The following is a 13,664-nucleotide window of genomic DNA, read 5'->3' as shown; positions in this document are numbered from 1 at the left end:
AGGCAGGTGTCGTCATGGGCGGGGATGGCGGACGTCGCAGGGTGTCGTAGGGTGTCATGGGCGGGTATGGGCAGGGACGTCGTGACGGTAATGAAAAATACGAGGCCCCGATCCTTTGTGCGAAGGATCGGGGCCTCGGGAGGATTATGAGTTGTCTCTCAGGGAGCGTGTTGCTTACTCAGCGCTCATGAGGACAATACGGTTCCAGACGTTCTCGCCGTAGGGCTGGACGGTGTCACCCTTCCAGTCGAGCTTCAGACGGTCACGAGAGATACCGAACTTATTGACAAGCATGTCGGCAACAGCTTCAGCACGACGCTTAGAGAGACTCATGTTGTAGTCAGGCGTCCCTGTCTCACGGTCAGCATAGCCGACGAGCGTGATGGTCTCGGTGTTGTTCTTAGCGTACTCAGCGATGTTGTAGACGTTGATGACCTGGTTGCGGTCGATCGTAGCGCTATTGATGCGGAAGTAGATGACGTTCCCTACGACCTTGGGAGCAGCAGCCACAGGAGCGACGATGTCGGGGCAACGCTCTGGACGCTTAGCGAGCTCAGCGTTCTCAGCACGTAGACGGTTGATCTCGTCGTTGAGGCTAGCGATGAGTGCGGGATCGTTGGGGGTGATAGGCTCGAAGGCCTTCTTGCCGAGGTGGAAGGTAAGCGAAGCACCTACCTGACCAACGAAGTCACCAGAATGCTCGCCTGGGTAGGACGTAGCGGGGAGCTTGAGGTCAGCAGCGGTGAGCTTGCCCTCGACGTTGAAGTCTACGACACGGGATAGGCGGAACTTCAGCTGCAGCCCAGCGTCTACCGTGGGGCTAAACTTCTTGCGCTCTACCGTACCGATAGGCGTCTTGACCTCGGGGACGTAGGCTCCACCCACACCGACGAAGGGGATGAGGTGGAAGAGGCGATCCTCACGATAGGCGGTGAAGTAGTTCGTGACGTCCCAGAGGAAGTCTAGGTGCGCCCATCCGTAGGATACCTCGTTGCGAGGATAGGCTACCGTCGTACCTGCAGGCAGGACAGCGAGGGTACGGGAGAAGTCATAGAGACGTCCACCCTGGAGCTGTAGGCGCATCCCGAAGGAGGGAGTTACCCAGCGGCCGATACCGAGGTTGGGGTTGAGGAAGCTCACACGATCGCCGAAGGCAGCATTGCGATTAACACCAGCGAGGCTGATCGTAGCAGCATCCCCGATCTCTAGGAACCAGTGAGCCGAAGCCTTATCCTTGGCGAAGGTCGTCCTATAAGCAGGCTTAGAAGCTTCCTGCGCATACATTGCACTCGTAGCCGTCAGAGCAGCTAGGGCAAGGGTTATTGTTTTCGTCTTCATTAGAGTTTGTTGTCTTGGACTCGGGTGTTACTTAGAGCGGATGATGACGACGCGGTTCCATCCCTGGTTGGAGCTGTAGGGAGCTTCACCAGCTTCCTTCCACTCGACGGTGATCTTGTCGGAGGCTACTCCGTACTGCTCGGTGAGGATCTTGGCTACGGCGCGGGCACGCTTCTCAGCTAGGCCCTTGAAGCGGGACTCGTTCTTGGCGGTGTAACCCGTGACGATGACCTCGCCTTCCCCATTCTTGACGAACTCAGCAGCGTCGAAGACGGTGATGAGCTGATCCTTAGAGACTGTGGCCTGTCCTTGAGCGAAGAGGATGGACTTGTCGGCGACGAAGCGGTCATTGCCCTGCTGTACGGGAGCGACAGCCTCGGCATCGGGGCAGTGCTCAGGACGCTTAGCGAGCTCAGCATTCTCTGCACGTAGGGCATTGATCTGGCTCTGTAGGTCGTCGATGTAGGCCTGATCCAGAGGCTCTACGACGCTGAAGCCCTGACGACCGATGTTGAAGCTCAGACCAGCCAGCGTAGAGATACGGAAGGCATTGGTGAAGCCGTTGGCGTCGTAGTTGTGTAGGTTCAGCCCATTGTAGGTAGCTTCACCCTCGAGGAAGAGGTTCACACGACGAGCCAGACGGAAGGTCAGCTGTAGACCAGCATTGGCCGTCAGCGTGTGTGCGTCGTTGATCTTGCTGATCTTGTTGTGGAACTTGTACTCGTACCCAGCCCCGAGGTAAGGGATGAGGTGGAAGAAGCGGTTCTCCTTGTAGGGAGCGAAGTAATTCACTACGTCGAACATGAAGTCGTAGTGTGCGCCGAGGAAGTAATTCTCATTACGGACCTGGGTGCCGGCAAAGCTCTGATAGGTGAGGGCTTCGCCACCGACGATCTTCAGACGATTGGCATAGTAGGGTGAATGCCACTTGCCCACCGCAATCGCTGCGTTGAAGCTGAGACGATCGAATAGACTAGGGGTATTGTTGTCCTTGAGGAACATAGCCCCTACCCCACCCCCAAGCGAGAGGAAGTAATTGGCACCCCGCTCGTTGGTGAAGGCTTGACGATGAGCAGCGATCTCAGATGAGCTCTGCTCCGTTTGCGCATTTGCCGTAAGCATAGTTGCTCCGGCTAGTGCAAGCGCTGTGAACTTGAGTTTCATAATTGACTTATTCTAAAGATAGGATTGATACCACTTTACTTACAATCTCCTGCAAAGATAACCATTTATCCATATACCCGGTACGCATAATGCCCGCTACAGCCTAGGTTTTCGGGCTTTCTTCTCTTACTTTTCCACTGTCTTGGTACAGCTCTTTACACTTCACTCACACCTAGGGATAGGCGGGAGAGAGGTGCGTATGTAGCTATACCGAGGCCTCAGAGAGCTGGACGCCGAGGGGGACGAAGCTGGGACAGGATAGCACACGGGGAGCGAAGCCTTGACTTCGCCCCCCGTATACAGAGGCTCTTTCCCTACTCTGGTGGGAGCTAGTTACCCTCCTTGGGGTCGTAGCGTAGCCCCTTCTGGTGAAAGAGCTCTACGTCTATCTGCGAGAGGTCGAGTTGCTCGATGGGGAGACACTCGTAGCGGTCATTGAGGTAGTAGCGCTGCTGCTCTAGGAAGGTCGGACTGACGAGCGAGAGGCTATCCTTACGGTAGCGAGTCCGTATGCCGGAGAGCTGGAGCAGGGTGTGGAAGACGGCATTGGTGGAGGCTGCTCGGCGCTGGTTGGCTCGGGCGGCCTCGGTGAGCTCTGGATGCGCCTGACGGTAGGAGGGGGAGAGCCACAGCAGTAGGGGCACGTGTAGCTGGTAGTAGGAGACATCGGGCGAGGAGTGCAGGAAGCGCTCTCGGCTATCGTCGTACACATCCTCGCCATGATCCGACACGTACAGCAGAGCCGCACGCCTATCCTGCGCCCCGAGCAGACGGATCACCTCGTCCACGAAGCGGTCGGTCTGCCAGATCGCATTGTCGTAGGCACTACGTAGGGCTAGGCTATCCTTCGCTGCCCCCGAGTAGCGACGAGGTACGGGGAAGGGTGCTACATCCCTCGGGTAGCGATCACGGTAGCTGAAGTGTGCGCCGTAGGTATGCAGGACGATGAAGAGGCGGGGATGATCGCTCGCCAGGAGGCGCTTCAGATAGGGGAGCATGTCGCTGTCGTAGAGACGGCGCTTGCCGTGGCGGAGCTCCTTGCGTATAGCGTGGTACTCATCGCCCTGCATGGCGAAGAAGTCCACGTAGCTGTGGTTGCCCGGCTGATTGGAGACAAAGGCGGTGTAGAAGCCCGCCTCCCTATAGGCCTCCAGGATCCCACGTACCCGAGGGAGCTCCTCGGCCGAGGCTGCATCGGCGGGGGAGAGGATGATGGGGATACTCTTGTAGGTGGTATTGGACTGGGTCAGTACGTCGGCGAAGGGGATGAGCCCCTCTCTGCTCATCGTATCCAGCCGTGGGGTCGTCGGGCGGGTATAGCCGTAGAGGCTCCAGCTATGAGCCCGGGAGGTCTCCCCGAGGACGAGGACGTAGACCTCACGCTCCCCACTAGGACGTTCGCTCGTGGCTCCGTAGCTGAAGGTCTCCGAGGTGTAGGTATAGCGATAGACCTGACGGAGCTTCTTCGTCGCCAGATACATATTGTAGAAGACGCTCATGGGGTAGACCTCGGCTCGCAGGTGTAGGTAGGGGAAGCGCTGCTTAGCCCCGATGTAGACCGGTAGGGCGACGATGAGTAGACCGAGGGCAGAGAGGGCGGTACGACGGCGGAAGGGAGCAGAGAGCACCTTGCGGTTGCGTGCCGAGAAGGTCGCTAGGATGAGTACCGGGACATAGAGCGCTAGAGACCCGAGGATCGGCCAGAGGATATTGGAGAGGAGCTCGGTGGCCTCGTCGGGCTCCGAGGTGAAGAGGTTCAGGATCATATCCACCGCCACTACCGAGCCACTGAAAATCGTCAGCAGGACGAGCTGAAACATATGCAGCAGCACCAGCACCAGCAGCGACCAATAGACCCGCCCCGGACGCTTGGCCACGAGCATCACGAGCATGTAGAGCGGGAGCATCAGCAGGATGTTGAGCACACGCCCGATCATCGGCTGCTGCATCACCACCGAGAGAATGGCATTGGGCAGGAGGAGCGAGAGCGTGAAGATCCAGTAGTAGGTACGCTGCTCTCCGCGCAGGAGGAACTCCTTGATGGGTCGCCAGTAGTTCATTGGGGGGGATATCCTTTAGTCGTGGTGATAAGGCTCTCCACGGATGATCGTCTGTGCCCGATAGAGCTGCTCGAGGGCGAAGAGGCGTACCATCTGATGGGAGAAGGTCATCGTGCTCAGCGACACCAGCCCGCGGGCACGCTCATAGACCTCTGTGGAGAAGCCATAGGGGCCGCCGATCACGAAGACCAGACGGCGGAGCCCAGAGACCATCGCTCGCTCCACGAACGAGGCGAAGGCACGGCTCGTATAGCTCTCGCCCCGCTCGTCGAAGAGATAGACCCAGTCGGTCGGGCTGAGGTAGCGTAGGAGCTCCTCGCCCTCCGCCCGCTTCTGCTCCTCGGCAGAGAGCTTACCTCCTCGGCGCACGTCAGGGATGACCCTGAGCTCGAAGGGGAGGTAGTGCTTCAGGCGGCTCTCGTAGCGCTTGATCTCCGCCTCTATCTGAGCCGAGTCCGTCTTGCCTAGGACCAGTAGGGATAGCTGCATCTGTATACGGTATATATGGGGGCTATATATGCGCGCAGAGGGAATGCTCCGAGGTGTTCTCTCCGGGCATTCCCTCTTGGTTAGCTTAGCGTCTCTTGGGGGTGCACCCCGACACTAGAAGGGTAGGTCATCTGCAGGCGTGGGGATAGCTGCGGGGCTAGGCTGGGCAGGAGCAGCCTGAGGGGCAGGCTGAGCTGGGGCAGAGGCGAAGCCGGGGGCTGGAGCAGCGGGCTGAGCGGGAGCAGCTGCGAAGCCCGGAGCAGGAGCACCTGCCAGCTGGACACCATTCAGCACATTCCACGCACGGACACTTGTATACCAACGTCCATTGAACTCTCGGCTCTCAATATCGATCGATACCGTCACATCCTGACCAACCTGTAGGGGGAACTTATCTACATTGTCCCCAAAGAGCTCTACACAGACCTTGCGGGGATATTGCGTACCTAGGGTCTCGAGGATATACTCCTGGAGCTTCCATGGATTTCCTGCCTTTGATACGCCTTCCTTTAGGGGAAGGATTTGAATAACCTTTCCTATTAGTTCCATTTTCTTCTCTATATATTATGGTGTTATTGTCGTTCTCGTTTAGCGGTGGCGGAAGCCGATGATCTGTCGCACCTCCTCCAGCGTCTTGGCTGCACTCTCCCGAGCCTTCTCGGCCCCGATGCCAGCTACTCGTCTGAGGTATGCCTCGTCGGCACTTATCTCTAGGATGCGCTCACGGATGGGGGTGGAGAAGGCGCAGATGTCCTCTGCCAGCTGCTTCTTCATATCTCCGTAGCGGATGGTGCAGTCGTTGTAGCAGTCGTTGAAGTGCTTGTAGACCTCCTCGCTGGAGACAATCTCCATGAGCGTGAAGAGGTTTTCGATAGGCTCTGGCTTGAGGCTATTGGGCTCTGTAGGGCCTGCATCGGTGACGGCCCGCATGACCTTCTTGGAGATCGTCTTGGCATCGTCCACGAGATAGATAGCGTTGCCCTCACTCTTACCCATCTTGCCCGACCCGTCGAGGCCCGGCACCTTCAGCGCCCGAGCACCGAGGGAGTAGGACTGGGGCTCGACGAAGAAGTCCACACCGTAGATCGTGTTGAAGCGACGGGCGAACTTGCGAGCCATCTCCATATTCTGCTCCTGATCCTTGCCGACGGGCACTTTCACAGCCTTGTGCATCAGGATGTCAGCAGCCATGAGGGTGGGATAGGTCAGTAGGCCGGCATTCACGTTGTCAGGCTGCTGACGAGCCTTCTCCTTGAAGGAGGTGGTACGCTCCAGCTCCCCGAGGTAGGCATTCATATTGAGGTATAGGTACAGCTCCAAGACTTCCCGCACATCGCTCTGTATGTAGATGGTAGCACGCTCGGGGTCGATCCCACAGGCAAGGTATTCTGCTAGGATGGTGTTGGTGCTACGGACGATGTTGTCGGGGTGTGGGTGGGTGGTCAGCGAATGCCAGTCCGCAATGAAGAAGAAGCAATTGTACTCGTTCTGCATCTGGGTGAAGGCACGTACTGCGCCGAAGTAATTCCCCAGATGGAGGTTACCTGTGGGGCGTATTCCGCTGACTACTGTATCCATTTCTATTCTTTCTGTTTATTGGTTAGGAGGGCGAAGGGCTGGCACACAGCGCCATCACCCATTATTAACCTACGAAGATAGCTAATAATCAGCAAATACCATCTCTCATCCTCCGCCCACACCCCTCTACCACTAGCCAACCCCACCCCTCTACACACCCTATCCGGCTCCGACATCACTCCTAGTCGGCACCTATACAGCCCCCAGCTAGCCCCCATGCCACTCTTAGCCCCCACCCTTCGCAGTCCTCCTTATTAGACCTATTAGACCCATTAGACCTACTCCCCCTACTACCTCCACCCCAAAAGAGCTAGGCTATCGCCCTCGGGGCGGTAGCCTAGCTGATGAGAACGAGGGCGAGCTCTAGTGGGCGAGGTCCTCGAAGCGGCGTGTGCGGGCGAGCATACATGCCCCGATGAGCCCGGAGCCGATATAGAAGCACCTGCATCCTTGGGTAGATTTATCCTATATCCCCCTACTACCTAGGAAGGGAAAGTATACACGCAGGTATACCCTCTACAGGGCTCTCATCCGTACCCCTCTTGGGGGCTACACGCTCGGAGTACTCACTACTGTAGCCCTATCCCCATTACACAGCAGAGTCCCTTCGGTAGAGGTAGAGGGGGTACTCAGGGCTCGAAGACGGGTGGAGAGGGTCTCCGCAAGGGTCTCTGCCGTCACATAGTCCGTCGTCGAAAGACGTAGGGGGGTGAGGGCATACTTGGTGAGGATCTGATCCTTGAGCCCATCTCGGTAGCGCTGGGTTGTACTCCCCTGATGATAGCTCCAGCCGTCTACCTCTAGAGCGATGAGGGGCTTCCTGGTGAGCCTATTATATATGAGGAAGTCTACGTGGGAAAGGGGGGATCGGACGAAGGTGCGCTCCTCCTCGTCGAGGGGACTTAGGTCTGCTAGGAGTCTACCGAGGGGATAGTGCGTGAGCACGGCAAGACTACCCCAACCACGCAGTCTTGAGAGAGCCTCCTCAAGAGCCTCATAGAGGAGTCGCTCGGAGAGCTGTTCGCCTGCGGGTACAGGGTGTGAGGCTAGGTAGTCCATTCGCTCCGTAGTGTACTGCTGGTAGAGGAGGTCAAAGACGGAGCGTAGACGACTCTCGGTGACCTCGAAGTTGTGGTAGCGTGTGTAGTCAATGAGCTGGGCGAGGTTGGACATTGGGGGGAGGTCGTTGCCGGTAGCCACAACATAGAGGCTCTTCTTAGCACGGGAGATAGCGACATTGAGAAGGTTAGCATCGTCAGAGAACGTAGTCGGGGCATTGTCTGTCAGGCTCATGATGATGGTGTCACACTCCCGCCCCTGGTACTTGTGTACTGTACTTGCCACCTCCCGCCCTAGAGCGGTATTGATCGCCTGCGCCTGTGCCCTGTAGGGAGTGATGACCCCTACACTACCAGACGTGGAGAGGTGAGGGATGATCTCCCGAGTGATGACCTCGACCTCTCGTTGGTTGAGGTGTCCACGGGCATGATTACCCTTTGCGGTCTGTATGACCCGTAGTACATCCTCCTCGCCCGAATCTGTCGTCATGGGGATGAGCCGACCGCCATAGAAGCGCTGGTTGCAGAACTCGATGATCCTCGGATGGCACCTATAGTGCTCCCTGAGTAGAGTCACAGGAGCTCCACAGAAGACCTGTGCTGAGGAGCTCAGGAAGCTATTATATCGAGGATCGTAGCACTCCTTGATCTGGTAGGTATCCGCTATTGCCTCTAGAGCGAGGGCCTCCTCTCGCCCCACGACATTGGGTAGCTGCATATCGTCGCCGACGATGACGGCATTGCGGGCAGAGGCTAGTGCCAGCACCCCCGTCGTGAGGTCTACCTGCGAGGCCTCATCCATGATTACATAGTCAAAGACCTCGTCGGGACTAATACACCCCCGAGCCATATAGGTCGTGCTCACGACGATCGGGTACTCCCGGAGGAAATCCTCACTATGAGCCTTGATATCTTGTAGTCGGAAGGTCGGGCGTACGCCCCCCCGATAGCGAGAGGCTAGCTCATGCTTGAGGAGGCCGAGGGAGGCTGAGGTGAGCTCTTGCAGCCTTCCCGCTAGGTCTACACGACGCAGACGCTCCGTCGCGGCCTCTATCTCGCGCTCTATCTCCAGCCTTCGCGAGATGTAGTAGGCCCGCTCTAGAATCTTGGCCATTTGATTGAGCTCTGTACGTAACAGGCCAAAAGCTCGCCACCCAAGTACTAGAGACCAACGCAAGCGCATCCAGTAGCCGAACTGCCGCCCCTGCTCGGCCATCCTCCGACAGAGGGAGAGGAGCTTCATTAGCTTAGAGGCGCGTGCCCTCTGGAGCCAGTTCTGCACCTCCGTATCTTCCTCCTGAAGCTGATCGTAGTATTTGACTTCGCACTGTAGTGCCTCCTTCTCTGCTCTTAGCTGTGCGATCCTTGTCTGATCCTCAAAGGCTCGTGAGACGACCTCATACGCAGAGCACACCTGTGCGCTCGCCGTCGAGGGGCGAGATAGCTTCCAACCTTCTAGTTCGGGATATGCTCCCTCTTGCCGGGCAATGAACTCCTGTTTATTAACACGACTCCCTAGCTGGGCGACGAGGAAGCCAAGCCCTGCGCTCTGAAGCTTCTCTACGACATTCTCTACGGCGGTATTGTTATTGGAGACGACGAGGACAGACTTTCCCATCAGGAGGAGGTTGGCGATGATATTGAGGATCGTCTGTGTCTTTCCCGTCCCAGGAGGGCCTTGGATAAAGCTCACTTGGTGGGTGAGCGCCGCTACTACCGCATCCATCTGACTGCCATTGCACCCAAAGGGGTAGTAGACCCTATCTGGTCGTTTATATTGGGCCAGTGGGGTCTTATCTCCGAGATACTGAGCTAGGGGTACATTATCTCGCATCAAGTCTACCAGACTATACTGCTTCACTAGAATATTTGCCCCATCCTCTGAGGATAGCCCCGTCTCCTGTGCTATTCGCATGAGATAGCTCCAGAGTGAGCCTCCCCCATGAGCTATAGGCATGCGGGTGATATAGACTTCCCCATGATGGAGGTTCTGCGCACATCCATTGCTATCATATATCCGATAGTACATTTTCTCCCCTCGGACAAATAGAAGAATCTCAGCGACATTCCTCACCCTCCTATTGCGGACGAAGAGCCCCCGATCTTCGAGCTCTATCCGCTTGGGGTGTGTGATATAGCAGAGTCGGCGAGAGCTGTAGGTATAGAAGCGGGAGGGAGACCCCCTAAAGGAGACTCTATAGCTCCCATTGTCAAGCTGCTTAATCCAGCGAATCCGCTCCGTGATAAACATCTGCTTACTACCCTCGTGCTGAAGGTCTATGATCATACATTCTTTGGGGTTCATAGCTAGCTACTATACTGGGGGATCATTTCTTCCTCGTGGTAGAGGCTGTTGGTTCTGGGCTCTCTAGGGCTCGGTGTATATAGGTAGGATCTGAGTCCTATATAGGGATTATAAAGAGCAGAGGCTACCACCTCAGAGTGGTATTCTCTGGGACAGTAGCCTCTGCTCTGAAGGGAAAGGTGGACACTTGATCTAGCGGGCGAGATCCTCGAAGCGGCGTGTGCGGGCGAGCATACACGCCCCGATGAGCCCAGAGCGGTCGCCGAGGGTGGCTGTCTCGATGCGGGTGTCACGGGTGACGACACTCATCGAATAGGTACGCACCGAGGCCTCGACATGCTGGGTGAGGAAGCCATTGGAGTCGGCTAGACTTCCCCCGACGATGACGAGCTCGGGATTGAAGATATTGATGAGGTTGGCGATCTGCTTACCCAGCTGTAGCCCCATCTCACTGAGCACCTCTAGGCAGAGCATATCCTCCTGCTGGCAGGCCTCGATGAGGTGGGAGAGCTTGAGGTCACCACCCTTGGCGACAATCGGTGAGAGGATAGAGTTCTCTCCTGCACGGATGCGAGCCTGCACCTTGCGACACATCGCCTGCCCACTGACCTCGGTCTCGAGGCAACCCTTCTTGCCACAGTGGCAGAGGATCTGGTTGTTGTATATAGAGATATGCCCCAGCTCCCCAGAGAAGCCAGACTTACCGAAGTAGATCTGCCCATCGAGGATCAGTCCGAGACCAAGCCCCCAGCTGACATTGACATAGAGGGCAGAGTTCACACCGAGGTCCTTAGCACAGCCCTGGGTAAACTCCCCAAAGGCCATCCCACGGGTATCATTGTCGATAGAGACCCGCATACCGATACGCTCGCTGATGGTCTGCGAGAGGGGACGGTCGGGGAAGAAGTTGAAGAGGTTATAGCTATATCCCGTGACGGGGTTGATACGGCCCGGGATATTGATATTGACGTTGAGGATCTCCTCCTGACACAGAGCATGTCGCTCGATGAAGAGCTGGATCTCCTGGCAGATGACCTCGAGTGCCTCGGGGGTATTCTCCAGGCTGTAGGGGATACCGTAGTCCTCGTGTGAGATGTGTCCCTGTAGGTCGATAAGGCCGATATTCAGATAGCTACGCTTGACGTCTACACCGATGAAGTAGCCCCCTCGTGGGCTGAGCCCAAAGAGGACGGGGAAGCGTCCGATACCTATCTCCAGCTTGCCCTGGAGCTCGATACTGCCAGCATCCTGGAGCTCCTGTAGGATCTTGGCCGCAGTCGGGACGCTGACGTACAGCTCCTTGGCGATCTCGTTCATCGTCGCCGTCTGGTGTACGAGCAGGTAGTTGATGACTCGTAGCTTGTGTTGTCCCTTCTTGGTCTTCTGCGTGATATCTTCGAGTAACTGCGATGTCATGTATGGGTCGTCTGTAGTAGTAGTAGTATGAGTGTATATGCCGTGGTGTTCGTAGGTTGTATGGGGGACTACTTGCTCTGGGGGCTCTTGGGGCGACTAGAGCGTCCCTTCTGCGGACGGCGTCCCTGTCCCTCACCCCGTCCCTTGGGGTGGCGGCCGCCAGAGCCTTTGCCCTGAGAGCGGTCAGAGCGTACCCGTGCCTCGGGGCGATACTCGGGGGTTGGGCCGAAGGCTGGGTCGATGGGGATCTTGTAGATCACACGACCGAGGAAGTCCTCTATGCGTCCAAAGCCCGGCTGCTCCCGCTCACTGACGAAGGTGATGGCCAGCCCCTCGTCGTTGCCTCCACGAGCTGTACGACCGATGCGGTGCACGTAGTCCTCGGGGTCGTGGGGGATATCGTAGTTGATGACCATGCGGATATTGTCGATGTCGATACCTCGGGCGACGACATCGGTCGCGACGAGCAGGTCTACATTACCTGCCTTGAACTGGCGCATGACCTCCTCGCGCTTCTCCTGCGCTAGGTCGGAGTGCATCTGCTCCACACGTATCGAGAGGCGGCTCATGGTGGCTGCGAGTTCCTTGACCTTCATCTTGGACGAAGAGAAGATAATGGTGCGTGTCGGAGGGGTCTCCTCGAAGAGGTGCGTCAGGATACGTAGCTTCTGTGCTTCGTAGCATACGTAGGCCGACTGGATGATACTCTCGGGGGGGCGGGAGATGGCGAGCTCCACCTCGGCTGGATCGTGGAGGATCGTACGGGCGAACTTCTTGATCTTCGGGGGCATTGTCGCCGAGAACATCACACGCTGTGAGCTACGCGGGATCTCCTTATTGATAAGGAGTATATCCTCCTGGAAGCCCATGTCCAGCATGCGGTCGGCCTCATCGAGGACGAAGTAGCTCACACCCGATAGGTCGGCGTGCTGGAGGTTGATCAGGGAGAGTAGACGCCCTGGGGTAGCGATGATGATGTCGGCACCCTTCGCTAGACCTCGGCGCTGCTGCTCCCACGTGATGCCGTCCGTACCCCCATAGATAGCTACGGAGGAGATAGGCAGGAAGTAGGAGAAGCCCTCCACCTGCTGCTCGATCTGGATCGCCAGCTCTCGTGTAGGAGCCATGATCACGGCGTTCACCTTCTCGGGATCGCCCTCGCCTCGGCTGAGGCGGTTGATGATCGGCAGGAGATAGGCGGCGGTTTTCCCCGTACCCGTCTGGGCACAACCGATCATATCACGCCCCTCGAGGAGCAGTGGGATCGTCGCTTCCTGTACGGGCGTCGTCTCGTAGAAGTTCATTGCCTCGAGGCCATCCAGGACCTCATCCTCCAGATCTAGTTCATCGAAATACATATTCCAGCAACTGTTTTATGAGCAAATGTACCGCTTTTTCACGAACCTCCCAGAGAGACCCTAGAGCCTACCCTGCCAAATGAACAGCCCCCGGCGCTCCAGCCCCCCCAGCGGGAGGGGCTCATGGGAGAGGGCATAGAGAGCAGCCCCCGAGCCCGTGAGTAGGGCAAAGGTCGCTCCTAGGTCGTAGAGTACTCCCTTGAGCCGTGCCAGCTCGGGGTAGAGGGGGAAGAGGCTGTCCTCGAAGGCATTGGTGAGCTCCCCTCGCCACCGCTCTACTGGCTGTGCCAAGGTCTGCTCTAGGGGGACGGCTCGCGGCTCGATCGCACGTAGCCCACCGAAGGCCTCCCGAGTCACGATGTGTAGCTCGGGCTTGACGACGGTGAGGTAGAGCCCCCCGAGGTGGTCGAGGCAGAGGGGCGTAAGGACCTCGCCGATCCCACGTCCTACGGCGGGGACATTGCGCACGAAGATGGGGCAGTCTGCCCCTAGGGTCAGCGCTACGGCCTCCAGCTCCTCGTCCGTGAGCCCTAGGGCAAAGAGCTCATCTAGGGCTCGGAGCATAAAGGTGGCATCAGCCGATCCTCCGCCGAGGCCTGCCCCCGAGGGGATCACCTTCGTCAAGCGTATATGTAGTGGGGGGATAGGGCGCAGGGTTCGGAGAGCTCTCACGGCTCGGAGCACGAGATTGTCTGCTATAGCACCCGTCTCGATACCGCCCTGTACCTCTAGTTCATCCTCGGGACCTTCGCCCGGCTCTATCTCTAGGGTATCACACAGCGGTATGGGCAGGAAGCCCGTCTCCAGCAGGTGGTAGCCATCGGGGCGCTTACCTACCACGTAGAGACCTAGGTTAATCTTTGCGTTCGGATAGACGATCATACTCGGGTCTAATAAT

The 13,664-nt window shown here is 57.5% G+C and carries 10 protein-coding genes; all 10 read right to left on the bottom strand.

Going from position 1 to position 13,664, the window contains the following annotated elements:
• Positions 1–174: 174 nt before the first annotated feature.
• The 10 genes from QZ170_RS05845 to ispE all read right to left on the bottom strand — a co-directional run bounded on the left by QZ170_RS05845 (position 175) and on the right by ispE (position 13,648).
• On the bottom strand, positions 175–1,338 hold the full coding sequence (locus tag QZ170_RS05845) for an OmpA family protein (protein WP_297178508.1): 1,164 nt from the start codon (positions 1,336–1,338) through the stop codon (positions 175–177).
• A 27-nt stretch (positions 1,339–1,365) separates the two neighbouring features.
• Positions 1,366–2,502, bottom strand: coding sequence for an OmpA family protein (locus QZ170_RS05840; protein ID WP_297178506.1), 1,137 nt, complete (start codon positions 2,500–2,502; stop codon positions 1,366–1,368).
• Positions 2,503–2,831: 329 nt separating this feature from the next.
• Complete coding sequence (locus tag QZ170_RS05835; RefSeq protein ID WP_297178503.1) at positions 2,832–4,562, bottom strand: phosphoethanolamine transferase; 1,731 nt, start codon at positions 4,560–4,562, stop codon at positions 2,832–2,834.
• A 15-nt stretch (positions 4,563–4,577) separates the two neighbouring features.
• A complete protein-coding gene (gene rlmH, locus QZ170_RS05830) occupies positions 4,578–5,051 on the bottom strand; it encodes a 23S rRNA (pseudouridine(1915)-N(3))-methyltransferase RlmH (RefSeq protein WP_297178500.1) in 474 nt (157 codons plus the stop codon).
• 114 nt (positions 5,052–5,165) lie between these two features.
• Positions 5,166–5,600, bottom strand: a complete 435-nt coding sequence (locus QZ170_RS05825) for a DUF3127 domain-containing protein (RefSeq protein WP_297178497.1) — start codon at positions 5,598–5,600, stop codon at positions 5,166–5,168.
• Positions 5,601–5,639: 39 nt separating this feature from the next.
• Positions 5,640–6,629: a tryptophan--tRNA ligase gene (gene trpS / locus QZ170_RS05820; protein WP_297178494.1), complete on the bottom strand. Its 990-nt coding sequence runs from the start codon at positions 6,627–6,629 to the stop codon at positions 5,640–5,642.
• 549 nt (positions 6,630–7,178) lie between these two features.
• Positions 7,179–9,974 (bottom strand): AAA domain-containing protein, encoded by a 2,796-nt coding sequence (locus QZ170_RS05815; protein WP_297178490.1) that lies wholly within the window; start codon positions 9,972–9,974, stop codon positions 7,179–7,181.
• A 210-nt stretch (positions 9,975–10,184) separates the two neighbouring features.
• Entirely contained in the window at positions 10,185–11,408 is a 1,224-nt protein-coding gene (locus QZ170_RS05810; RefSeq protein WP_297178487.1) for an ROK family protein, read from the bottom strand.
• A 68-nt stretch (positions 11,409–11,476) separates the two neighbouring features.
• Positions 11,477–12,766, bottom strand: coding sequence for a DEAD/DEAH box helicase (locus QZ170_RS05805; RefSeq protein WP_297178484.1), 1,290 nt, complete (start codon positions 12,764–12,766; stop codon positions 11,477–11,479).
• A 60-nt stretch (positions 12,767–12,826) separates the two neighbouring features.
• Entirely contained in the window at positions 12,827–13,648 is an 822-nt protein-coding gene (ispE, locus tag QZ170_RS05800) for a 4-(cytidine 5'-diphospho)-2-C-methyl-D-erythritol kinase (RefSeq protein ID WP_297178481.1), read from the bottom strand.
• Positions 13,649–13,664 lie beyond the last annotated feature (16 nt).

It is taken from the genome of uncultured Porphyromonas sp., assembly GCF_905372525.1.
Classification (GTDB): domain Bacteria; phylum Bacteroidota; class Bacteroidia; order Bacteroidales; family Porphyromonadaceae; genus Porphyromonas.
Note: the sequence above shows the minus strand (reverse complement) of the source record. Positions and strands in the feature narration are given on the sequence as shown.